Consider the following 22722-nt stretch of genomic DNA (forward strand, 5'->3'; position numbering starts at 1 on the left):
GATGTGATTCAGGAGAGAGAATGAAATTCAAGAAAAAGCTTGCGCGGGCATTGGCGCTTAACTCGTCTCTTGGGCGCAGTATCACTTTTTTTATGACCGGCCTGCTCATAGCGGGCGTTGTCACCTTTAGCTGGACACTGAGCCGCTCCTGGGAACGGGCAGTCCTGGATGCCGAACGCAGTGCCATTAACTTATCGGTTTCCCAGGCGCGGCAGGCGGAAGATACGATATTGCAGGCCGAACTGGTGCTGCGCGATGTTCGCCGTTCGCTGCCGGCAGAGGGTCTGACCGCGATTGATTTTAAACAGTTCGACCTTTATCTCGCCGAACTGAAAGATCGTCTGCCGCAGTTACACGGGCTGTTTATCTACGATCCGCAGGGCAATATGAAAGCCACTTCGTTTGGCAAAATCCCGGTGATCTCTAACAACAGCGACCGCGAATATTTCATTTATCATCGCCGCAATGGACACGGCGGCATTCATCTCGGGCATGTGATCCGCAGCCGTTCCACGGGCGATCTTATTATTCCGGTGTCGTTACGCATCAGCGACACCTCCGGCGCCTTTGCCGGTGTGCTGCTCGCTACGGTAAAAGTCGAGTATTTCCGCCATTTTTACAGCTTCTTTGAGTTGCAGAACCGCGATTTACTGGCCCTGCTGGACACCGACGGCACGGCGCTCTATGTGCGTCCTTACGGGGATGACATCATCAACCGCAACCTTTCCGCCAGCCCGTTATTCACCCGTGAACTGGCCAAAAAAGATCGCGGCAACGGCACCTGGGTTTCGGCTCTGGATCATGTTGAGCGCATATACGGTTTCGCCCGTCTTGAGCGTTATCCGCTGGTGGTGGCTGCCGGGTACGATAAACCTGCATTGTGGAACAGCTGGCTGCGCGACAGTCTGCCAGACATTGTCTTAAACGTGATGTTGCTGCTCGGTACGCTGCTGATGGGGGCAATAATTTTCCGCCAGGTGCGGCTGAATGTTCGCCATCAGACCGAACTCACTACCCTGCGGGATGAGCTGACCAGCATTAACCACACGCTGCAACTGATGGCGCTGGCCGACGGCCTGACCGGGCTGGCAAACCGCAGACAGTTTGATCTCTACTTATCGCAAAGCCTGAAAGCCTCGGCCCTGACGCAAAAACCTGTTTCGCTTATCATGATCGATATCGATTACTTTAAGCGTTACAACGACTTTTACGGCCATGTCGCCGGAGACAGTTGCCTGCGCATGGTGGGCGAAATCCTGCAACGGCTGAAGCTGCGCACGCATGATTTGATTGCCCGCTACGGTGGTGAGGAGTTCGCCATTATCATGCCGAACAGCAGCGCAGACGAAGCACTGGCGATTGCCCACGAGGCGGTCGCCCTGGTGCGCAATGCCAAAATCCCGCACTCGCAAACAGGTGCGCAGCATGCCATTGTCACCATCAGTGCGGGCTGTTACAGCCTGATCGCCGATGCCGACTTTGATGATGCCATCCGCCTGAAAGAGGGGGCAGATAAGGCGTTGTATCAGGCAAAAATTCAGGGGCGCGACCGTGCGCTGGCCGCAGCCGGGGAGTGATCGCCAAGCGATTTGGTGAGGTAATGGCGCTGCATGCCCATCCGGGGATAACCTTCGAGCGTCATTTGGAGCTGATAGCCCAGTTTTTGATAGAAAGGCAAAGCCTGAAAACTGAAAGTATCGACCAGCGCATGATGGCAGCCAAGCGCTGTTGCCTCGGCGGCGGCACGTTGCATCAGTTCCCGACCCAGCCCGCTGCCGCGCTGATCTTCATGCACCCACAAATAGTGAATGTTAAGCCATTCGCCCTCCTGGCGGGCAATCAGTCCGCCCTGCATGACACCGCAGTCATCATGAAAATAGACCGCCAGGTGCGCCCACTGACTGAGGTCGACAAACTGCTGGTTGTAACGCCGTAAACCCCTGAATAACGCCTGTTGATCCTGCTCCGTCACTTCGTATTTAACCGTTAGTTCCATTCTAATTTTCCTTTAGATAGCGTTTTCCACTCATCTTAGCCCGGATAACGCAGAGCTTCGACTACCTTTAAAGACGGTAATCTACCCGCAAGGAGAAATAACAGTGAGCATGAAAACCAGTGATTTCTTTGTGCAGCGTCTGAAAGAATGGGGCGTGACTCGCATTTATGGTTATCCGGGCGACGGTATCAACGGCGTGCTTGGCGCGCTGCAACGGGCCAGTAAATCTGGCGAGGGTATTGAATTTATTCAGGTGCGCCACGAGGAGATGGCCGCGTTTATGGCGGTAGGGCATGCCAAATTCACCGGCGAGCTGGGCGTCTGTTTATCGACGGGCGGCCCTGGTGCGACGCATCTGCTTACCGGACTGTATGACGCCAAAATGGATCATGTGCCGGTGCTGGCCATCGCCGGACAGGCAGAAACCACCGCGCGCGGCGCCAGTTATCAGCAAGAGATGAACCTTGATCGTGTCTTCGCCGATGTGGCCAATTTTGTGCAGGAGGCCGCCACACCAGCTCAGGTTCGACACCTGGTGGATCGCGGGGTGCGCGTGGCGATTGCGCAAAACGGCGTTGGGGTGGTTATTATCCCGAAAGATGTGCAGGACGAAGCGTGGCAACCGCCGGAGCATGTACACGGGTTTACCCACTCTGGCGTGGGTTATCAGCCTCCGCGCGTGATCCCGCACGATGCCGATCTCGCACGTGCTGCCGCCGTACTCAACGCCGGGAAAAAAGTCGCCATCCTGATAGGTGCAGGGGCACGAAACGCGGCCGTTGAAGTGGTGCAGGCGGCCAATACGCTGGGAGCAGGCGTCGCCAAAGCACTGCTGGGCAAAGATGTGCTGCCGGATGACGCCCCCTTTGTCACCGGCGCGATTGGCTTACTGGGGACCGAGCCGTCATGGAAGTTAATGCAGCAATGCGACACGCTGTTGGTCATCGGCAGTGGTTTCCCATGGACGGAGTTTCTCCCGCCGGAAGGCCAGGCGCGGGCCGTGCAGATTGATATCGATCCGGCGATGCTCGGTTTGCGTTACCCTTGTGAAGTGAATCTGCATGGCGATGCGGCAGAAACCCTGCGTGCTTTGCTGCCGCTGCTGGAGCACAAAACCGACCGTCACTGGCAGGAGGAGATTGCACGCCAGGTGCGCGACTGGTGGAAACAGATGGAACAACGCGCCATGGCACCTGCTAATCCGGTCAATCCGCAGCGCGTGGTGTGGGAAATGTCCCCCTTGTTGCCAGAGAACGCCATCGTCACGTCCGACTCCGGTTCCTGTGCCAACTGGTTTGCCCGTGATTACCGCGTGAAACAGGGGCAGCGGGCATCGCTCTCGGGCGGACTGGCCTGCATGGGGGCGGCGGTGCCTTATGCCATTGCCGCCAAATTTGCCGAGCCGGAGAAACCGGTGATAGCGCTGGTGGGGGATGGCGCCATGCAGATGAATAACATGGCTGAGTTGATCACGATCCAGAAATACTGGCAGCAGTGGCGCGATCCGCGGCTGATCGTCTGCGTCTTTAATAACCAGGATTTAAATCAGGTGACCTGGGAGCAACGCGTCATGGAAGGAGATCCGCGTTTTGAAGCCAGCCAGCAACTGCCGGATGTTCACTACGCCGAATTCGCCCGCTCACTGGGGCTGGAGGGGATTTTTGTAGATACCCCCGACGCGCTGGGGGATGCCTGGCGGCGGGCATTACAGGCCGACAGACCGGTGGTTCTGGAAGTGAAAACCGACCCGGAAGTGGCGCCATTGCCACCGCACATTACCTTCAAGCAGGCGAAGGCGTTTATGGCGGCGATGGCGAAAGGCGATCGCGGTGCCATGCAGGTGATTAGCGATACCGCCAGTCAGCTTTTTCATAAACCGAAGTAAAAAAAACCGGGCGTCTGTCGCCCGGTTCATTTCCCTCTGATGGCAAATCAGCGTTTTTGCAGGAACGCCAGCAGATCGTTGTTGAGCTGATCCTGATGGGTCACTGCAAAGCCGTGCGGGCCATTGTCATACACTTTCAACTCTGCGCCTTTAATCAGCTCTGCCGACAATTTGCCAGTCGCTTCAAACGGCACCACCTGATCGTTACTGCCATGAATGACCAGCGTCGGTACATCCACTTTTGCCACATCCTGGCGGAAGTCGGTTTCGGCAAAAGCAGTGACACAATCCAGCGTACCTTTCAGCGACGCCAGCAGGGCAATGTTTAGCGTTTGCGTCAGCACGCCCTCAGAGACTGTCTGCCCGGCATTGAGGCCGTAAAATGGCGTGGCGAAATCACTGATAAACTGCGCGCGATCTTTAAGCAGCCCGGCTTTAATGCCCTCGAACACACTCTGATCGACACCCTGTGGATGATCAGCCGTTTTGCCAAAAATGGGGGTCACCGCACCCAGCAGCACCAGGCCCGCAACGCGCGCGCTGCCATAGCGACCGATATAGCGGGTGACATCGCCGCCGCCCATAGAGAAGCCCACCAGCGTGACCTCCTGCAAATCCAGCGCGGTAATAAGATCGTTGATGTCAGAGGCAAACGTATCGTAATCATAACCGTTCCACGGCTGGTCAGAACGACCAAAACCACGGCGGTCAAAGGCAATAACGCGGTAGCCGCGCTCAGCCAGAAAATTCAGCTGACTGTCCCACATATCGCCATCCAGCGGCCAGCCATGGCTGAAAAGTACCGGTTTACCCGCACCCCAATCTTTGTAATAAATCTGAGTACCATCCTGCGTTTTAATCGTGCTCATCTGTTTACCTCATTGTGTAGTGGGTTATTGCCATAAACGGACTCAACACCAGGCGCTATCAGATACCGGATCGCCGGCGGCTGCTCGCCCTGGTGGAACGCCAGCACTCGCGTCTGGATTAACCGGTCATTAACCGTGTGACGCTCATGCTGGCGTAAATGCTCAATCCACGATCCCATCAGCCAGGTTTCAACAAACACCCCCGGCTGGCGGATATCTTCGTACACTGCCCAACCCATTGCCCCCGTACGGCGGCGTACACGGCGCATCTCCAGTACGGCCTGCATAAACGGTTGCGCATCCTGCGGCCTGACCTGATATTCACAGGTCACCAGCACCGGTCCGCGCTCATGGGCAATGGCAAACTCGGTGATGCCTTCCGGCGGGCCGACAATATCGAGATTCAGCGCGGCATCTTTTTCCAGCCGCCAACGTAAAACTGTAGCAGCCCCCAGCACCATGCCCAGCGTCGCCGCACAAAGCGACCATGAAATCCCGTAGGCTGATGCCAGTTTTCCCCACACCGCACTGCCGACGGTCATCGAGCCGAAGAACACCGTCAGGTAGACGGCCAGTGCACGGGCTTTCACCCAGCGAGCCGCGCTACGCTGCGCGCCAACGTTCAGGGTCGACAACACCGCAATCCAGGCAAAACCGGTAAAAAATTCAAACAGATTGAGTAACCAGAAGTGGCGAATAAATGCCAGCGCCAGCATGGTCACAGCAAACAGCAGACTGGCGGCCACCATCATCTGGTCGGCATTCAGCCGCTTGCGCAGTTTAGGCAGCATCACCGCGCCGCAAATGGCGCCCAGCCCGATGCAGGCCAGCATGATCCCGTAGCCGCCAGGCCCGAGGCCCAGTTCACGCCGCGCCACCAGCGGCAACATCGCCCAGCCGGCACTGCCGAACAGAAAGAACGCCACGGTACGCGCCAGTACGTTACGCAGCACCGGTGCGGCATGCACATAGCGTAGCCCGCCGCGGATCGCGGTAAAAAAGTGCTCTGGCGGCAGGCGCTGGAGCGTGGCGGGAGGCCGCCAGCGGTGCAGTACATAACCCACGCCCAGCACCGACAGGGCATTAAGCAGAAAAACCATCCACGGGCCGGCAAATGAAAGCAACAACCCGCCGAGCGCCGGGCCAATGGCGCGGCTGATATTAATGCCCAGCGAATTGAGGGCGATGGCCGGGCTGAGCTGCTGTTTATCCACCAGATCCGGCACGATTGCCTGAAAAGCCGGGGAGCTGAGCGCCGCCCCTGTGCTGAGCAGAAAAGTGGCCGTCAGCAATACCTCAGGCGTCACATGGCCGGTAAACGAAAGGAGCGCCAGACCGGCCGCCGCGCAGAAGGTCCAGATTTGCGAAAACAGCAGGATCTTGCGCCGCTCGACAATGTCTGCCAGTACGCCCGCGGGCAGCACAAACAGGAACATCGGCAGGCTACTGGCCGCCTGAACCAGGGCCACAGCCAGCGGATCGGCGCTCAGGGAGAGCATGGTCCAGTTGACACCGATATCGCTCATCCATGAGCCGATATTGGAAACCACCGTTGCTGTCCACAGCATACGAAAAACGCGTTGTTGCAGTGGTTGCCAGGCCGAAGCTGGTGGCGTATCGCCGTGCTGAGGTGACACTGTCACGGCTGCATGCAGTTCATTTTGCTGTGTCATGCCATCGCTCCTTTCGCTTTTGCGGGCAGGCTTACGCGCCAGCGGCCCGCTCCGGTTAACGCCAGGGTGGTGAAGATGATCAAGAGCAGCCAGCCGAATTGGCCGTCAGCTATCGACCAGTCGGCATGCACCACCAGCATGGCAACCAGCAACACCCCGATGATGGGCAGGCAAGCCAGCCGCGTCCCGATCCCGAGGAGAATAAACAGTGGGCAGATCACTTCGGCCAGGATCGCGGGTAGCAGACTCATCCACGGCCCCAGTCCAAAGGGATCTTCAATACGCATAAGCTCGGTGCTGAAGTGCAGCACTTTCGGCAGGCCGTGCACATACAGCAACAACAGACTGCCGCTCAGGCGTAGAAAAAACAGCCCCGCGTCGATACGGGGCGCAAAAGGGGAAGTTGATGTTTTCATGATGTCAGAACGCAAAGCAGCTACAGCCAAGAGCACCCCAGAACGCGTTCTCGTCTGAGACAGGCATTGCAGAACCGCGGGCAATGTCGTGCTGATGAACGTGTACCCCACATGGCCCGGAACAGTGGTGAACGCCTGCCGCCTGACCAACACGCGCAGCCTGCGGGGGAGCGCTGCGATAATGCCCCGGAACGGTGACCACTGGCGACCAATCGGGCAGCACCGGTATGGCAGGCGGTGCCAGCGGACCGAACGCGCCTGCGGCATAGACGATGTCGCCGTTTACCACGGTCAGCACAGACTCAATGCCTTTGATTTCCTCTTCCGGCACACGGAAGTAGTCTTTGCTCAGTACCGCCAGGTCCGCCAGTTGCCCCGCTTTGATCTGGCCTTTTTTCCCTTGTTCGCTGGAGAACCAGGCGCTGCCTTGCGTCCACAACAGCAGGGCGGTGTCGCGATCAAGCCGGGCCCGGTGATCATACATCTGCATGCCGCCCACGGTGCGGCCAGAAACCAGCCAGTAGAGCGCCGTCCACGGGTTATAGCTGGCGACTCGGGTGGCATCCGTTCCGAGACCGACGGGCAATCCGGCTTCCAGCATACGTGCTACTGGCGGTGTCTGTTGGGTCGCCTGCTGGCCGTAGCGTTCCGCGAAATACTCACCCTGGAAGGCCATACGGTGTTGAACTGCAATGCCGCCGCCAAGGGCTTTCACACGGTCAATATTGGCTTCGGTAATCGTCTCCGCATGGTCGAAGAACCAGTGCAGACCATTAAACGGGATGTCGCGGTTGACCTTCTCAAACACATCCAGCATCCGGCTGATGGACTCGTTATAGGTCGCATGGAGACGAAATGGCCAGCGGTGCTCCACCAGATGGCGCACCACACGCTCCAGCTCCGCTTCCATGCCGGGTGCCAGGTCCGGACGCGGCTCCAGAAAATCTTCGAAATCCGCTGCGGAGAAAACCAGCATTTCCCCTGCGCCATTGTGGCGGAAGAAGTCGCTACCCTGACCCGGCGTCAGCATATCGGTCCATTTTTCAAAGTCTTCCAGTTCATGACCGGGGCGTTGGGTAAACAGGTTATAAGCAATGCGGATAGTCATCTGTTTTTTGCCGTGAAGTTCCGCAATCACTTCGTAATCTTCCGGGTAGTTCTGGAAGCCGCCGCCCGCATCGATCGCGCTGGTCAGCCCAAGGCGGTTCAGCTCGCGCATAAACTGGCGGGTTGAGTTAACCTGCTGCTCCAGCGGGAGTTTGGGGCCTTTGGCCAGTGTGGCATACAGGATCATGGCATTCGGTCGGGCGATCAACATACCGGTCGGGTTACCCTTGCTGTCACGCTGGATTTCACCACCGGGCGGGTTTGGCGTATCGCGGGTATAGCCAACGGCTTTCAATGCGGCACGGTTGAGCAGGGCGCGATCGTACAAATGCAGGATGAAGACCGGGGTATCCGGTGCGGCATCGTTGATTTCGTCGAGAGTAGGCATGCGGCGCTCGGCAAACTGAAACTCCGTCCAGCCACCTACCACACGTACCCATTGTGGTGACGGGGTGCGCAGCGCCTGCTCTTTAAGCATACGCAGCGCATCGGCCAGCGAGGGCACGCCTTCCCAGCGCAGCTCGAGATTGTAATTCAGACCACCCCGGATCAGGTGGAGGTGAGAGTCGTTAAGACCCGGGATGGCGGTATGGCCTTGCAGGTCAACAATTTTCGTACGCTCGCCCTGATACGCCATCGCCTCGGCGGCGCTCCCCACTTTAACAAACTTGCCATCGCGAATGGCAACCGCATCCGCAAGGGGGTTTTCCCGGTCGACGGTGTGAAACTGGCCGTTAAGTAATATCAGTTCTGCGTGTGTGAGCGAATCCATAATTCCTCCAGTCTGGCGGCCCGCAATGGCCGGGTAAGCTTCTGGAGTGATTATGGCGAGTGTCGCAAAGCGCCGGATAGTTGTACCAAAGTATAGGTATACGAAAGGATAGTTATACCATCAGATAATAGTTTTGCCGCCGGGGGTTTCCTACGATGCAGACAACGATAGCGATGACCCGTCGTTTGCTGTCTGAACGTAGCGATCTTCACTTTAACCTCTATGGGTACTGATATGACAACCTCGAAGCTTGAAGTCCTGACCCCGGCTAACTGTCAGCTGATTTTTATCGATCATCAGCCGCAAATGGCATTTGGCGTCCAGTCTATTGACCGTCAGGTGCTGAAAAACAACACCGTCGCGCTGGCAAAAGCCGCCAGGGTTTTCTCTATTCCGACAATCATTACGACAGTGGAAACCGAAAGCTTCTCCGGCAACACCTATCCAGAGCTGCTGGATGTGTTCCCCGAGCAGGATATTCTGGAACGCACGTCAATGAACTCCTGGGACGATCAGAAAGTACGCGATGCGCTGGCGGCGAACGGTAAGCGCAAAGTCGTGGTTTCCGGCCTGTGGACAGAAGTGTGCAACAACAGCTTTGCACTCTGCGCCATGCTGGAAGGCGATTACGAAATTTACATGGTCGCGGATGCATCCGGCGGCACCTCAAAAGAGGCTCATGACTATGCCATGCAGCGCATGATCCAGGCGGGCGTGATCCCGGTAACCTGGCAACAGGTAATGCTGGAATGGCAGCGTGACTGGGCGCACCGCGACACCTACGATGCGGTAATGAACATTGTCAAAGAGCATTCCGGCGCTTACGGAATGGGAGTGGATTACGCCTATACCATGGTGCACAAAGCGCCTGCCCGCGCCAAAGCAGGGCATCGGACGCTGGCACCCGTTCCGGCACGTTAACCCGCCAGCCGATCGGTACTGCCGGTCGGCTTCTTTCATTTAATGGCAGGAGAAGACCATGCATACTGGACTGATTTCCCTCGCTGCAGGCATGCTGATTGGCGTGGTTTACGCGCTGCTGAAGGTACGCTCGCCCGCGCCGCCCGCCATTGCACTGGTTGGCCTGCTCGGTATGGTGCTCGGTGAGCAACTTGTCGCCACACTCCTCAGCCACGCCAGTGCAGGGTAACCCTATGAAATCCTGGATTGTCTCACTCCTTGTCGGTGTTCTGGCAGGGGGGATTTATGCTTTACTGGGTGTTCACTCTCCTGCGCCGCCGGGGATTGCGCTGCTGGGGCTGTTTGGCATGCTGCTGGGGGAACAACTCGTTCCGGCGCTCCGCAGGTTGCTTGCCCGCCAGCCGCTCACGCTGGCGTGGTTTCGCCATGAGTGTGTACCGAAAATCAGCGGTGCGCCGCAACCTGAACGCTCAGACACGCCGCCGCACTAGCGCTTCCTGCCGCCAGAGGATAACGAATGACGCTTTCACGGCGTATTGCCATTGTTGATGATGAACCGTCCGTGCGCAGCGGATTAAGCAACCTGCTGCAATCCGATGGCTACGCCACGCTGACGTTTGACTCTGCCGAGGCCTTTCTCAATGACGGTCTGGCACAACAGGAAGCGGTGCTGATCATTGCGGACATCAAACTCAAAGGGATGAGTGGCGCGGCATTGTTTGACGCGCTGCAACACCGACCCTCACCGCCGCCGGTGATCTTTATCTCTGGCCACGATGATGAAACCTGGCAACGGTACGCGGGGAAACCTGGCGCCGTTGCTTTTTTACGCAAACCTCTCGACATTGAGATCCTGCTTGCCCATATTGAGCGCGTACTGACGCAGCGTGAGGAAAAGCCATGAGCGGAACTGAGCAGCATCCGTTGTGGCCTCTTTCCGGCGAAGGTGAGGAGGGGCAGCCGGTTACGCTACAGGCAGATGCCAGCTATACGCCGCTGGCACAGGAAGGGTGCATTGTCTGGATGAATGTACGCCATCCCTGGACGCGCGATGCGTATATTCTGGCGACCGCCGTTAGCGACGATACGGAACCCCGCGCCAGCCAGCTGCTTAAAAACGAGTACGCGCTGCGCCCACATCTGGACAGCACCTGGGCGGTAAAGCCCGTCGCCAGCACGCAGTATCATGGGCGTTACGCGCTGGTTTATCCTGCCTTTCCTTTTCAGCCGCTGACCCGCATTACCGCTCAGCCGATGGCCTGTATTGCCAGTTGGCTTGATCTGGCCATTCACATTTGCGCGCCACTGCGCCAGATGCATCAACAGAATCTGATCCACGGCGACATTAAACCGGGCAATATCTTTCCTGGTGACACGCACTGCCGGCTCGGGGGCTTTGGTTTGTCATCCAGCACCGCTGGCGAGCTGGCGCAGACCTGGCTGCCATTATCCGGCGGCACGCTGGCGTATATGTCGCCTGAGCACACCACCCGCACACACCGTGCGGTAGACAGCCGCAGCGATCTCTATAGCCTCGGTATTGTCTTTTATGAATTGCTGACAGGCGTTCTGCCGTTCGATCTCCGTGAAGGCGGGCAGGCAGAGTGGACGTTGCACCATATCGCTTCGGAGCCATCGCCGCCGCATGCGGTACGGAAAGAGGTGCCGCCGATGTTGTCAGCCATCGTACTGAAGCTGTTGGCTAAATCGCCGGAAAAACGTTACCAGAGTATCGACGGACTGATTGCCGATCTGCGTCGTTGCCAGGCCACACTGACGCCAGAAGGCACGCTCGTTGATTTTACCCCGGGTTTGCAGGATCGCCCGGTAGCACTGCATTTTGCCGATACACTCTACCGCGCCCATCCACAGGCCAGCGAACTGGTCGCCGCGCTGGAAGAGGTCAATCAAAGCGGCAGGCCAATGCTGGTGACACTGAGTGGGCCATCAGGGATTGGCAAGTCATCGCTGATGGCCTCGGCGCTGAAAGTGTTTCAACAGCGATCCACACTGATTGCACTGGGCAAGGTCGAGCAGTCTTCGCAGGTGGTTCCGTTGGGGGTGCTGAGCGCGGCGTTCCGCTCCCTGGCGCTACACCTGCTGGGCTTACCGGCAGAAGAGGTGGCGCGCTGGAAATCACGCCTGAGCAGCGCGCTGGCAGGGTACGAGAATCTGGCCGTCGGCCTCGCACCGGAACTGGGACTGCTGATCGACAGCCAGCCCGCACTGTTTGTTGACACCTTTTCGCTGGATGCCCGTGCACGCTTCAACCATATGGTGCTGTGCCTGGTCAACGTCTTTGCCACGCCTGGCTGCCCGCTGGTGCTATTCATTGATAATCTGCACTGGCTTGATGACGCCAGTATGCAGTTACTGGAATACCTGCTGCGGTACAGCAGTGGACTGCCGCTGTTACTGGTGGTTTCCCACCGCGATTTGCCCTCACTGCAGGATGAGAAGTTTGCGGCCGCGTTAACCCGCCTGCGCGAAGCGGCCCGCCACACGGTAGAGTGCCTGCCGCAGCCGTTATCGACGAAAGCCGTCTCTCGCTGGCTGGCAGCGATCTTTCAGACACGGCCTGCGACGATTGGCGATCTGGCAAAACTGATCCACGAAAAAACCGGCGGTAACCCGCTGTTTGTCCATCAATTCTTCAAGCGCATCGTCGAAGACGGGCTGGTCAGCCACAACCACTATCAGGGGAAATGGCAGTACGATTTGCCGGCCATTCGCGCCCGGCATTACAGCGAGAACGTAATAAGCCTGGTGCTGCAGCAACTGCCGTCTATGCCGTCACAAACGCGAGCGCTACTCGGTACGCTCGCCTGCCTGGGCAATACCGGCGGGCTGGCGCTGATAAGCGAGGTTTCCGGTCTGTCTCCGGCGGCGATCCGCCTGAACCTGCACCCGGCGGTGGCGGTCCAACTGATCACGCTGAACGCAGAAGATTATGCTTTTCCTCATGAACGCATTCAGCAAGCCGCCGTCGCACTGCTGGAACCCGCTGAGCGCAGCCAGTTACACCTTACCACCGCCTGCCTGCTGGCCGGTTCTGCCCGGCAGGCAGCAGGCAATGAAGTGCTGTTCCGCGCCATTCACCATGTCACGGCAGCGAAGGACTGCATTCAGACGCCAGAACAACGGCGCATGTTCAGCGAGCTGAGTCAGGACGCGGCTCGGCGCGCCAAACATACCGGCGATTACCGTTCCGCGCTGGCCTATCTTCAGACAGCACGTCAGCTACGCAACGATGGCGATCCGCTTTTTGTGCTGGAACTGCAACAGGCAGAGTGCGAATTCTTGCTCGGGCATCTCGCGACAGCCCGAAGTCTGTGTGAGACGCTGCTGGCCTCGCCCGGAGGCTTAACCGAAAAGGCGCTGGCGGCGAATTTGCTGGCAGAAGTACATATCCGTCAGTCTCATTATCAACTGGCGCTGGAGACGACGCTCTGCTGGTTGTCTGTCTTCGGTATTCATCTCAATCGCTGGCCGGAGCGCGAAGAGTGCGATGACGCCAGGCAGCACATCCAGGCATTACTGGGCGACCACCCTATCAATCCGTTTATCACGTTGCCGTGTATGAACCACCGTGAAACCGGTGCGTTAATGAATTTGCTGGCCAGTGCCGCGCTTTATGCCAGTTTTATCTGCCCGAGACTGCACTTTTTGCTGATCTGCCAGATGCTGCAGCTGACGCTGGAGCGGGGGCTGACAGGTGCGTCTACCTCTGCGCTGGCCTGGTTTGGCGTGTTGATCGGCGAGCGTTACGGCGAGTACGAGTTGGGTTTTCAGTACGGCACGCTGGCACAGGAGTTGGTGGCGCGACACGGTTTGCACGACTATGCCGCCAAAACACTGATGCCGCTCGGCAGGATCAGCGTCTGGGTGCAACCGCTGTCACGCAGTGTTGAGTATGCGAAAAATTGTTTCACCGCCGCCGTCGCACATGGTGATCTGACCATTGCCTGTTTTGCCGCATTTCGCCAGGTGATCAACAGCCTCAGCCGGGGAGATCATCTTGACAGTGTGCTGGCCCTGATTGAACGCGGGCTGACATTTGTGCGCCAGACCCGATATCAGGACATGGACACGGTGCTTCTGTTACAACGTCACTTCGTTGAGTTCCTGCGCCAGCCATCGGACATCTTCAGCGGTGAATCGGTCCTGCCAGAGACGCTGCTGCCCGCCACGCCGCCCGCCACCATGTTGTTCTGGTACTGGCTGTATCGCGGCATGGCGCATTTTTTTGCCGGAGAATATACCCGCGCCGAACACTGCCTGCTTGAATCCGGCAAACATGCCTGGTCCGCGCCCGGCCATATCAATCTGCTTGATTATCATCTCTACAGTGCGCTGTCGATCGCCATGCAACTGACACCAGATACGTTCTCTGCCGGGCACCGCCAGAGGCTGAACACGCATTACAACAAAATTGCCCACTGGGCACGGGTAAACCCCGGTACCTTCAGTGATAAAGAGGCGCTGGTGTACGCAGAAATTGTGCGCCTCGATGGCATGAACAGCATTGCCCTGGCACAGTACGAGAAGGCGATTAAGCTCTCACGCGAGGGTGGCTTTAACCCCAGCAATGCGCTGTCTCATGAGCTGGCGGGGCGGTTTGCGCTGGCCTGCGGTTACCATACCGCGGCGGATGCCCATTTTCGCGGGGCAATAGCCGCCTGGGGACGCGCCGGTGCGCAGGCGAAAGTACGCCAGCTTGAGCAGGAACATCCGCATTTGTTTACCCCTGCGGAAAGCACGCCCTACGACACCATCGCTTTTGCGCAAAATGAAGAGATCCGCGATCTGCAAAGCATTATTAAAGCGTCGCGGGCATTGTCAGAAGAGATTAACCTGGCGCGGCTGATCCATATTCTGATGACCATGTTACTGGAGCGGGCGGGGGCACAGCGTGGGCTGCTAATCCGCGTTCTTGATGACAATACCCCGGAAATCGAAGCCAGCGCGCACACCAGCAATGAAGGTGTGCGGGTGCGGGTCATGAAAGAGATGCCGATGGCAACCGATCTGCCGTTGTCTGTACTGGCGGCGGTGATCCGCACCGGGCAGGAGATCCGCACCGGCAGGCCGGAAGAGTACAGCCCTTTTAGCCAGGATCCTTATTTGCTGACATCCGGCGCGGCGGTAATGTGCGTGCCCATGTTTAAGCAGGCGCGGCTGGTGGGGGTGCTCTATCTGGAAAACCGTCTAATGCCCGAGGTGTTTACAGCGGAGCATTCTCGCGTAGTGAACCTGCTGGGAGCACATGCCGCCGTCTCGCTGGAAACCGCACGGCTGTATGCGGAACTGCTGGAGGAGAACATCCAGCGCCGACGGGTAGAAAAGGAGCTACGCGCCAGCCAGACATCGCTGATGCTTGGCGAGCAGATCAGCCATACCGGCACCTGGCGTTGGGAAATGGAGCAGGATTTGATGCATGTCTCGGAGGAGTATGCGCGCATTCTCGGCCTGCCGGAGCAACAGAAACTGATTTCGATGGCGGAGTTCCTGACGTTTGTGCACCCGGATGATCACGCCCGTATCAGTGAGGTGATCACCCGCAGTGTGGCGGATGGACTGACGATGCAGGACGAGTTTCGCATTATCCGTACCGATGGCGAATGCCGCTATCTGCTCGGCATTGGCGATCCCGTACGCGTTGGCCAGGAGGTGGATGAGTATTTCGGCACCATTACCGATATTACCGCCCAGCGGCAGAGCGAAGATGCGGTTCGCGTGGCGCAGGCCGAACTGGCCCGGGTATCACGGGCAACAACGGTCGGGCAGTTGACTTCATCCATCGCCCATGAGATCAACCAGCCCCTGATGTCGATCGTCGCCAATGCCGGTGCCAGCCTGCGCTGGCTTAATCGCGAGCCGCTGCCCCTTGAAAATGTGCGTGCCGGGCTGACAGAAATCATCAGCGAAGGGCAACGGGCAGGCGAGGTGATCCGCAGCCTGCAGTCGCTGACGCGCAGGCAGCCCCCGGTGTTTGAAGCGGTCGATTTGCACTTCCTGCTGCGGCATATTCTGACCCTCTCCCGCAGCGAACTGGAGCGCCGGAACGTCACCGTGGAGTATCAACTCCATGCGCACAATAGCGTGGTTCACGGTGACAGCGTGCAGATCCAGCAGGTGTTACTCAATTTGGTGATGAACGCGGTGGAAGCGATGGCCGAGGTGGATTCACGCCCGCGTGTCCTGACCCTTTCCACCCTGAACCCACAGGCAGAAAGGGTAAGCTGCCAGATTGCTGATACCGGTAGCGGCCTGGATGCAGAAGTCCAGGCGCGGCTGTTCGAGTCGTTCTATACCACCAAAGCCCAGGGTATGGGAATGGGGCTGACAATCAGTCATGCGATCATTGAGCGGCATAAAGGCAGGCTCACGGCGCAGGCCAGAGAGCCTTTCGGGAGTGTGTTTGCCTTTGATTTGCCCGTTGCGGGCGTTTAACGACTGCGGGAGCGGCTAATTTGCAGTGTTCCCGCAGCGTGCACCAGATCGGCCAGCGAGCGGGCCTGCATTTTGTCCATTACCCGGCGGCGATGTACTTTGACGGTGATTTCACTCACACCGAGCTCGGCGGCAATTTGCTTGTTCAGCAGACCATTAATCGCCAGTTCAAACACTTCCTGTTCGCGGGGTGTCAGCGACTGGTGGCGCTGCCGGAGCGCAAAGTGTTCCTGCTGCTGCACAAACTCTTCCGCTGCGACAGTGAGCGCATCCGCCACCGCCGCCAGTAAACGCTCCGGCTCCACCGGTTTGGTCAAAAACTCCCGTGCGCCTGCTTTCATGGCCCGGACAGTCAACGGAATGGTGCCATAACCAGTAAGAAAAATGATCGGCAGCGTGCGCCCGCGATCTTTCAGCACGCCGGTGACATCAAAGCCGTCTATGCCCGGCATATTAAGGTCGAGGATCAAACAGGAGGGTGCCGACGGAACAGAGGCCTGCGGGTGCGAAAGAAACGCATCGGCATTGGGGAAATCAACGGACGGGTAACCTTCAGATTCCAGCAACCGGACAATCGATTGTCTGACGGCGTTATCATCATCGACAACATATACGATAGGTTCCATCATCAGCCTCGGAGTAGGTCGGGGTAGCGTGCACGTCCCCGTCAGATATGCGGATAATACTGATAACATAAAAATTAATAGGAAGAAACGTCCTCGATTTCCACATTAACTGTGTGATTTTCATCAAATTGCCACTAACGTGCCCGATGCCGGTTACGCATTTTTGACACGGCTTAACTTTCATATGGAATTTGCGTTAAAAAACCAAATGTTGCGTATATTTTAACCAGAAATTTCATAGTTGTTATATTGTAAACCATTGAAAGAGCATGCTGGTTGACAATATCCCCTAAAAAAATTCAGAACAATTGCAAAACAAAACGGTATGGTTGAGGGGAAAAAACCCCCATCAATAAGGAGCCTCAATGCACATCCGACGGGCCACAACTGAAGAAGCCGAAAGCCTCTGGCAGATCCGCAATGTCGCCATTCGCCACGGTTGCCAGGGGGTTTACGCACCGGAAGTGATTGCCGTATGGACGCCCGATACTATGCCGGAAGGCTATCGCAGCGAGGTGGCGCGTTTTCCGTTTTATGTGGCTGTCGACGCAAATAACCAGCCAGTCGCCAGTGGCTACCTTGATCTCGACGCCCGCAGCATCGAGGCGATTTTTACCCTGCCGCAGTGGGGTGGAAAAGGGCTGGCGACCCAAATCATCGCCGTGCTTAAAGAAGAAGCCCGCCAGCGCGATTTTACCCGTCTGACGCTTTCCGCCACACCCAATGCCTGCACCTTTTATCAAAAACGCGGTTTTACGGTGATTCAAGAGGCGTTTCACCGCTCGGCGATGGCGAAGAGCGATTTACGCTGTTTTGAGATGGTGTGCGAGTTATAAATAGCGTGCCCGCCTGACACATGCCAGGCGGGTTATTTTCAGGAGAATCACAATGTCGGAGATTAAAACGCTCACGACCACGGAAATTTACCGTAATCGATGGATGCGCCTGCGCGAAGATCGCATTTTGCGGGCAGACGGTAACGAAGGGGTCTATTCGGTTGTCGAGAAAGCGGATTTTGTGGTGATTATTGCCCTGCAGGATGGCGGCGTCTTTGTGGTGGAGCAATTCCGCTATCCCTTGCAGTTACGCACCATTGAGTTGCCACAGGGGGCATGGGAGTGCGCGCCAGATGAAGATCCGCGGCGTGTCGCCGCAGGAGAGTTAAAAGAAGAAACCGGGCTGGTGGCCGGGAAAATGACCCAGGTCGGCTATCAAAAACTGGCGCAAGGATACTCCAGCCAGGGTTATCACATTTTCCTTGCCGAAGAGCTGACTCACGAGCAACAGGATCTGGATTTGGAAGAGGTCGGACTGACGGCCCGTAAAATCCCTTGCGCCGAATTTGAAGCACTTATTCGCGACGGTAAAATCAGCGACGCCACCTCAGTCACCGCGTGGTTACTGGCAAAACTGAAGGGAATGATCCCCTGAGGCCTTTGCCAGTTTACCTCCCGGGTTCTGGTTTCGTTTTATGTCGCTCTTTAATAAAGAAGGCAAACGCCGGGGAGTAACCGCGCAGCACCCAGCGCGCCAGCGCTTTATTCTCGGCTTCGCTTTCATAAGGCCAGTAATCAAACACATACCCTTGTTCTTTCAGCAAATAGCGTAACTGAAAGAACGAGGTGATCTTGCGGTAGGGATCGTTTTTTGTCACCCGCACCAGGTTCCACATATCGTCCGGCACCTGCGCGGGCGTGCCATGCGACATAATCAGTTGCGGGATCGTCGGGGCGACCCCGGCTTTACGCAGATAACGCCAGAAATATTCCGACTCGCCGGAGACATCGACCAGCTTGCCGCCTCGCACGCGCGCATGGCCATATTGCTTCATGTAGTCGAGGGTTTTTTCCGTTTCCAGCCACACCAATTGCGACGTGTTGTCGACCATAACAGGCACGGTTTCCAGCACCCGAACAGGGCGATGCAGCCGCGTCCATTCAGCACCTTTTCCTGCCATATGCTGGGCAAAGCGCCTGTCAACAAACGTCGTGGAGCCGACGTAATAACAGCCATCTTCCAGTTCCAGTGCATAGAGGTAATATTTCTTGCGCCCCATTATTGTTCTTTCATAACCTGTATCAATGGCAATAAATGATATATTTTTTAACTTAACGTTTTAATTCAACGATGAAAACCCGACAACACACGAGGTGTATGTGACTCATCCTGCCGCCAGGGCGATCCTCTCGCTGTATCAACGCCACGCGGAGGCGTTTGCCCGCCAGCGTTCGCGTACACTTTTTGAAAAACCCTGGCTGGATAAATTCACCGCAATCATAGGCAACAGGGGCAGTATTCTTGATATCGGCTGCGGCAATGGCCAGCCCATCGCAGAATATTTTATTGCCCAGGGATTCACATTAACCGGTGTGGATGGTGCCAGCGCCATGCTGGCACGCGCTCGCGCCCGTTTTCCTCATCAACGCTGGTTACAACAGGATATGCGGCAACTGGCGTTAAACGACACCTTCGATGGCCTGATTGCCTGGGACAGTTTTTTCCATCTGTCGCAGCAGGATCAACGCGAGATGTTCGACATTTTTGCCCGCCACAGCCATGCCGGGAGCGCCTTGATGTTTACCAGCGGCCCCGCCGATGGCATTGCGATGGGCCAGTTTGAAGGTGAACCTTTGTTTCACGCCAGCCTGGCGCCAGAAGCGTACCGGTCACAGCTGACGGCCGCAGGTTTTGACGTTGTGGAGGCCGTACTGAACGATCCCGCGTGCGCTGGCCATTCCGTCTGGCTGGCTCAACGCACCCACTGAGCGGTGACAACAGGGATTTATTGCCCGCGCGACTGGCGGATACGACTGAGGCTGAAGAGGATCGCCAGCAGGGTGGTGGCCGCCGCCAGCCATAATCCGACGCTGACCGCGTGCGCCTCCTGTGCACGGGTAGCTGATTGCGTCGTCAGCGACAGGATCACGCCAATCAATGCCGTACCCAGCGACTGACCAAAGGTGCGCATAATCGCCAGCACTCCCGAAGCATAGCCGCTTTGTTCACGCGGCACATTGCCCAGCATTTCGCGGTTATTCGGGCTTTGAAAACACCCAAAACCAACGCCACAGAGCAGGCCGCGCAGCGTGATGTCCCACATTTGCGGGTGGTCAGGCATCTGCGCCAGCAAGCAAAGCCCAGCGGCAAACAGGCCTAAACCCACGGTAGAGATAATGGCGGGGGGGTAACGATCGGCCAGACGCCCGGCATGCGGCGCCACGAGAATAATGCCCACCGGCCAGGCCGTGAACAGCAGTGCGGCGGTGAACGCACTGTAACCATAAACGCTTTGGAACAGAAACGGCAGGGCGACAAAGGTCATGCCCTGGCTGACAAAGGAAGCCAGAGAAGTTAACGCCGCCAGCGTAAAACGCGCCGAGGCAAACAGCGTCAGCGGCAGCAGCGGGTGCGGCGCACGTTGTTGGCGACGAATAAAGGCCAGCGCACAGACGGCAGCGATCGCGCCGTACAGGGCCGCATGAAGCAACGGTTCCGGGCGTGCGAAGGCACTGGAAGTCATGATCACTGCTCCCAGCATCATGGCCGACAGCACCGCGCCGGGAATATCAAACTCTCCGCGTACAGCATTCGCCTGCCCCGGGATCACACGCAATGCCAGCAGCAGCGCAACCAGACCAAGCGGAATATTGATGGCAAACAACCACGGCCAGCTCAGCGTCGCCAGCAACGTGCCGGCAAGCACCGGCGAGAGTGCCGTCACCGAGGCAATCAACAACGCGTTGATTCCCAGAATGCGGCCTAATACCCGATGGGGAAATACAGAACGCAGGATCGCCGGCGCAATACTGAGCGTCGCTGCGCCGCCCACGCCTTGTAGCAAACGCATGGTGACCAGCATCGGTAACGAAACAGAGAGCGCGCAGCCCAGCGATGCCAGTGTAAAGAGGGCCAGCCCGGCCGCAAACAACGCGCGGAAACCGGTGCGGGCTGCCAGCGCCGCGAAGATAGCCAGCGTCATTGCCGCAGAGAGTAAGTAACCGTTGGCGACCCATACGGCGTCGCTCGCGCTGACCTGCAACGCATGCGCCATTTGCGGCAGTGCAATGTTAACCATCGAACCATCAAAAGCAGCCATAGTGGTGCTGATCATCACGGTGAGCATGGCCTGGGCGCGTTCGCGTCCGGGTAAGCCTTCATCGCCAGGCTCGTGGGTGAATAACGTCATGGTTTTCTCGCTGAGTGTAGAGAAGTGAAGTGTTGCGATAACTATAATTTCGCGCAAGATAAGGCGGAAGGCGCATCGATTGCATTTATACCCTGCAGCAAACGCCATCTCTCAATCGTCAGGCGAGAAACATAACCTTATGAACGAACCCGATCTTAATTTGCTGTTTGCCCTTGATGTGCTGCTGGCTGAACGCAGCGTTGCCGCCGCCGCTCGCCGGCTTGGCCTGAGCGCCTCGGCGATGAGCCGCACCCTGAGTCGCCTGCGTGAAACCACCGGCGATCCATTGTTAGTGCGGGCAGGGCGCAATATGGTGTTAACGCCCTGGGCCGAAGCGGTTCGTGCCCGCACGCAGAGTGCACTTTTTGAAGCGCGTTCGTTACTGCGCCCGACGCCGCCCAGTCTGGATATCACGACGCTGGAACAGCTGTTTACAATTCGCGCTAACGACGGCTTTGTAGCGGCATTTGGCCCGGCCCTGATTGCTGAAGCGGCCCGCATTGCGCCCGGCGTGCGGCTGTGCTTTTTGCCAAAGCCTGAAAAAACTGACAAACCGCTGCGCGAGGGCATTGTTGATCTTGAAATTGGCGTACTGGGGGAGATGGGGCCAGAGATTCGCCTGCAGGCACTGTTCCGCGATCGGTTTGTCGGCATTGTCAGAAACGGGCATCCACTGGCGCAGATTAAAACGGTCACGCCGCAAGACTATGTCGCTTACGATCATGTCGTGGCGTCGCGGCGTGGCTTGCTCAGCGGCCCGGTGGATGAAGGGCTGGCGGAAATGGGGTTAACACGCCGGATTGTTGCATCCGTGCCAGGATTCCCTGCGGCGCTCTCCGTGGCGCAATCTACAGATCTGGTGGCGTTGATCCCGGCCTCTTTTCTGGTTAACCAGCATGCCGCGAGCGCTTTTCACGTTTTTCAGTTGCCGGTAAAAACCCCCGGCATCACCGTATCGCAATTGTGGCACCCGCGCACCGAAGCCGATGTCGCGCAGCGCTGGTTGCGGCAGTTTGTACGTGATGTCTGCCACCGCCTGATGCCGCAATGAGAGACAGGGTTTAGCGTTTGCGCGTGACGGCGGGGCGGTGCTCTTTACGCCGTTCGGCGTTGATTTGCCTGCGCCAGAGATGGTTATGCAGGCAAAAAGCCATGGTGCGGTAAAACATCGCGGAATTAAGACACAGCACGCTACAGACACTAAAAATAAGCCCCAGTGCGGCAGTAACAAGGTGGGTATAATTAATTCCCGTTGCCGGAAGCCAGGAAATAACCGCCGCGATAAAGTTTACCACCGAGCCCAACGCGGTGAGCGTAGTAATAATGAGAAACACCTTAAACACCCTAATATAGCCTTTGGCCGTGAATAGCGTAGCGGCATAAGTGATAAGGATATACACCAGCGCCGCCGGTAAGATGCCGGTAAAAACTTTGTATTCCGGCCAGCCTTGCCAGGCGAATATCAGCGTCCATAACGGCACCTGCCACATCATATAACTGAACAGTGTAAATAGCGTGCTGCCAGAGAGCGGCAGAGCCATGGTCTGCAATCCTACTGGCCCCCCAGCGCGATCCAGTAACCTATCGCGCAGCGAATCCAGTTTATCGGTGTTGTCTGTCTGTTTTTGTTTGTCGACAATCATGCCGAGCACGAGGCTTTTTTTAATGTTTTTCATCGTCGCGTTCGCCGTTACGTCCTGTAAATAAGCAACAGTGTAATATCACAGACCGATAAAAGGGACCGCCTTCTTCCGATACTACCTGTTATGGGTACCTGAATTTCATTTTTTACCCGCGTTGCCATCTCGTTTTGTGGGC

The 22722-nt window shown here is 57.3% G+C and carries 20 protein-coding genes; 11 read left to right on the forward strand and 9 right to left on the reverse strand.

The features are described from left to right. Window positions 1–20: 20 nt before the first annotated feature. Window positions 21–1577, forward strand: a complete 1557-nt coding sequence (locus ACUY4S_RS12335; protein WP_312686373.1) for a diguanylate cyclase — start codon at window positions 21–23, stop codon at window positions 1575–1577. Here the strand turns inward: ACUY4S_RS12335 and ACUY4S_RS12340 are convergent. Beyond that, the gene (locus ACUY4S_RS12340; RefSeq protein WP_458022716.1) at window positions 1538–1996 is read right to left on the reverse strand and encodes a GNAT family N-acetyltransferase; all 459 of its coding nucleotides are present in this window, start codon (window positions 1994–1996) and stop codon (window positions 1538–1540) included. The genes ACUY4S_RS12335 and ACUY4S_RS12340 overlap by 40 nt on opposite strands. A 103-nt stretch (window positions 1997–2099) precedes the next feature. On the opposite strand from ACUY4S_RS12340, the gene ACUY4S_RS12345 reads away from it, so the two are divergent. Further along, entirely contained in the window at window positions 2100–3881 is a 1782-nt protein-coding gene (locus tag ACUY4S_RS12345; protein ID WP_312686369.1) for a thiamine pyrophosphate-requiring protein, read from the forward strand. Window positions 3882–3928: 47 nt separating this feature from the next. On the opposite strand, the gene ACUY4S_RS12350 is transcribed toward ACUY4S_RS12345, so the two are convergent. From ACUY4S_RS12350 to ACUY4S_RS12365, 4 genes are read right to left on the reverse strand one after another with little or no spacing between them, the layout of a single operon-like run. Next, window positions 3929–4750, reverse strand: a complete 822-nt coding sequence (locus ACUY4S_RS12350; protein WP_458022715.1) for an alpha/beta fold hydrolase — start codon at window positions 4748–4750, stop codon at window positions 3929–3931. After that, on the reverse strand, window positions 4747–6423 hold the full coding sequence (locus ACUY4S_RS12355) for an MFS transporter (protein ID WP_458022714.1): 1677 nt from the start codon (window positions 6421–6423) through the stop codon (window positions 4747–4749). Before ACUY4S_RS12355 ends, ACUY4S_RS12350 begins: the two co-directional genes overlap by 4 nt. Beyond that, window positions 6420–6839, reverse strand: coding sequence for a DoxX family protein (locus ACUY4S_RS12360; RefSeq protein WP_312686364.1), 420 nt, complete (start codon window positions 6837–6839; stop codon window positions 6420–6422). The genes ACUY4S_RS12355 and ACUY4S_RS12360 overlap by 4 nt, the downstream gene beginning before the upstream one ends. A gap of 4 nt (window positions 6840–6843) precedes the next feature. Further along, window positions 6844–8718, reverse strand: coding sequence for an amidohydrolase (locus ACUY4S_RS12365; protein ID WP_458022713.1), 1875 nt, complete (start codon window positions 8716–8718; stop codon window positions 6844–6846). A 234-nt stretch (window positions 8719–8952) separates the two neighbouring features. Here ACUY4S_RS12365 and ACUY4S_RS12370 point away from each other — a divergent pair, with 234 nt between their 5' ends. From ACUY4S_RS12370 to ACUY4S_RS12390, 5 genes are read left to right on the forward strand one after another with little or no spacing between them, the layout of a single operon-like run. Beyond that, window positions 8953–9639, forward strand: a complete 687-nt coding sequence (locus tag ACUY4S_RS12370) for a hydrolase (protein ID WP_312686360.1) — start codon at window positions 8953–8955, stop codon at window positions 9637–9639. A 58-nt stretch (window positions 9640–9697) separates the two neighbouring features. Then, window positions 9698–9868: a DUF1427 family protein gene (locus tag ACUY4S_RS12375; protein WP_458022712.1), complete on the forward strand. Its 171-nt coding sequence runs from the start codon at window positions 9698–9700 to the stop codon at window positions 9866–9868. 4 nt (window positions 9869–9872) lie between these two features. Then, complete coding sequence (locus ACUY4S_RS12380; RefSeq protein WP_458022711.1) at window positions 9873–10130, forward strand: DUF1427 family protein; 258 nt, start codon at window positions 9873–9875, stop codon at window positions 10128–10130. Between the two features lie 26 nt (window positions 10131–10156). After that, the gene (locus ACUY4S_RS12385) at window positions 10157–10543 is read left to right on the forward strand and encodes a response regulator transcription factor (protein WP_312686355.1); all 387 of its coding nucleotides are present in this window, start codon (window positions 10157–10159) and stop codon (window positions 10541–10543) included. Next, entirely contained in the window at window positions 10540–16092 is a 5553-nt protein-coding gene (locus tag ACUY4S_RS12390; RefSeq protein WP_458022710.1) for an AAA family ATPase, read from the forward strand. The genes ACUY4S_RS12385 and ACUY4S_RS12390 overlap by 4 nt, the downstream gene beginning before the upstream one ends. Here the strand turns inward: ACUY4S_RS12390 and ACUY4S_RS12395 are convergent. Beyond that, entirely contained in the window at window positions 16089–16718 is a 630-nt protein-coding gene (locus ACUY4S_RS12395) for a response regulator transcription factor (RefSeq protein ID WP_458022765.1), read from the reverse strand. The genes ACUY4S_RS12390 and ACUY4S_RS12395 overlap by 4 nt on opposite strands. Before the next feature lie 365 nt (window positions 16719–17083). On the opposite strand from ACUY4S_RS12395, the gene ACUY4S_RS12400 reads away from it, so the two are divergent. Both ACUY4S_RS12400 and ACUY4S_RS12405 read left to right on the forward strand, forming a co-directional pair. After that, entirely contained in the window at window positions 17084–17554 is a 471-nt protein-coding gene (locus tag ACUY4S_RS12400) for a GNAT family N-acetyltransferase (protein ID WP_458022709.1), read from the forward strand. 52 nt (window positions 17555–17606) lie between these two features. After that, window positions 17607–18149, forward strand: coding sequence for an NUDIX domain-containing protein (locus tag ACUY4S_RS12405; protein ID WP_458022708.1), 543 nt, complete (start codon window positions 17607–17609; stop codon window positions 18147–18149). A 13-nt stretch (window positions 18150–18162) separates the two neighbouring features. Here ACUY4S_RS12405 and ACUY4S_RS12410 read toward each other — a convergent pair whose 3' ends face one another. After that, window positions 18163–18774: a GIY-YIG nuclease family protein gene (locus ACUY4S_RS12410; protein WP_458022707.1), complete on the reverse strand. Its 612-nt coding sequence runs from the start codon at window positions 18772–18774 to the stop codon at window positions 18163–18165. A 100-nt stretch (window positions 18775–18874) separates the two neighbouring features. Here ACUY4S_RS12410 and ACUY4S_RS12415 point away from each other — a divergent pair, with 100 nt between their 5' ends. After that, complete coding sequence (locus tag ACUY4S_RS12415; protein ID WP_458022706.1) at window positions 18875–19483, forward strand: class I SAM-dependent DNA methyltransferase; 609 nt, start codon at window positions 18875–18877, stop codon at window positions 19481–19483. A gap of 17 nt (window positions 19484–19500) precedes the next feature. On the opposite strand, the gene ACUY4S_RS12420 is transcribed toward ACUY4S_RS12415, so the two are convergent. Continuing rightward, on the reverse strand, window positions 19501–20904 hold the full coding sequence (locus ACUY4S_RS12420) for an MFS transporter (protein ID WP_458022705.1): 1404 nt from the start codon (window positions 20902–20904) through the stop codon (window positions 19501–19503). Window positions 20905–21043: 139 nt separating this feature from the next. Here ACUY4S_RS12420 and ACUY4S_RS12425 point away from each other — a divergent pair, with 139 nt between their 5' ends. Next, the gene (locus ACUY4S_RS12425) at window positions 21044–21955 is read left to right on the forward strand and encodes a LysR family transcriptional regulator (RefSeq protein ID WP_458022704.1); all 912 of its coding nucleotides are present in this window, start codon (window positions 21044–21046) and stop codon (window positions 21953–21955) included. A 10-nt stretch (window positions 21956–21965) separates the two neighbouring features. Here the strand turns inward: ACUY4S_RS12425 and ACUY4S_RS12430 are convergent, their stop codons facing one another. Next, window positions 21966–22580: a hypothetical protein gene (locus tag ACUY4S_RS12430; protein ID WP_458022703.1), complete on the reverse strand. Its 615-nt coding sequence runs from the start codon at window positions 22578–22580 to the stop codon at window positions 21966–21968. Window positions 22581–22722: the final 142 nt, after the last annotated feature.

It is taken from the genome of Kosakonia beeri, assembly GCF_054165705.1.

Coding starts and splice junctions, on each gene's coding strand:
- ACUY4S_RS12335 (WP_312686373.1), top strand. CDS start 21: ATGAAATTCAAGAAAAAGCTTGCGCGGGCATTGGCGCTTAACTCGTCT.
- ACUY4S_RS12340 (WP_458022716.1), bottom strand. CDS start 1,996: ATGGAACTAACGGTTAAATACGAAGTGACGGAGCAGGATCAACAGGCG.
- ACUY4S_RS12350 (WP_458022715.1), bottom strand. CDS start 4,750: ATGAGCACGATTAAAACGCAGGATGGTACTCAGATTTATTACAAAGAT.
- ACUY4S_RS12355 (WP_458022714.1), bottom strand. CDS start 6,423: ATGACACAGCAAAATGAACTGCATGCAGCCGTGACAGTGTCACCTCAG.
- ACUY4S_RS12360 (WP_312686364.1), bottom strand. CDS start 6,839: ATGAAAACATCAACTTCCCCTTTTGCGCCCCGTATCGACGCGGGGCTG.
- ACUY4S_RS12365 (WP_458022713.1), bottom strand. CDS start 8,718: ATGGATTCGCTCACACACGCAGAACTGATATTACTTAACGGCCAGTTT.
- ACUY4S_RS12370 (WP_312686360.1), top strand. CDS start 8,953: ATGACAACCTCGAAGCTTGAAGTCCTGACCCCGGCTAACTGTCAGCTG.
- ACUY4S_RS12375 (WP_458022712.1), top strand. CDS start 9,698: ATGCATACTGGACTGATTTCCCTCGCTGCAGGCATGCTGATTGGCGTG.
- ACUY4S_RS12380 (WP_458022711.1), top strand. CDS start 9,873: ATGAAATCCTGGATTGTCTCACTCCTTGTCGGTGTTCTGGCAGGGGGG.
- ACUY4S_RS12385 (WP_312686355.1), top strand. CDS start 10,157: ATGACGCTTTCACGGCGTATTGCCATTGTTGATGATGAACCGTCCGTG.
- ACUY4S_RS12390 (WP_458022710.1), top strand. CDS start 10,540: ATGAGCGGAACTGAGCAGCATCCGTTGTGGCCTCTTTCCGGCGAAGGT.
- ACUY4S_RS12395 (WP_458022765.1), bottom strand. CDS start 16,718: ATGGAACCTATCGTATATGTTGTCGATGATGATAACGCCGTCAGACAA.
- ACUY4S_RS12400 (WP_458022709.1), top strand. CDS start 17,084: ATGCACATCCGACGGGCCACAACTGAAGAAGCCGAAAGCCTCTGGCAG.
- ACUY4S_RS12405 (WP_458022708.1), top strand. CDS start 17,607: ATGTCGGAGATTAAAACGCTCACGACCACGGAAATTTACCGTAATCGA.
- ACUY4S_RS12410 (WP_458022707.1), bottom strand. CDS start 18,774: ATGGGGCGCAAGAAATATTACCTCTATGCACTGGAACTGGAAGATGGC.
- ACUY4S_RS12420 (WP_458022705.1), bottom strand. CDS start 20,904: ATGACGTTATTCACCCACGAGCCTGGCGATGAAGGCTTACCCGGACGC.
- ACUY4S_RS12425 (WP_458022704.1), top strand. CDS start 21,044: ATGAACGAACCCGATCTTAATTTGCTGTTTGCCCTTGATGTGCTGCTG.
- ACUY4S_RS12430 (WP_458022703.1), bottom strand. CDS start 22,580: ATGAAAAACATTAAAAAAAGCCTCGTGCTCGGCATGATTGTCGACAAA.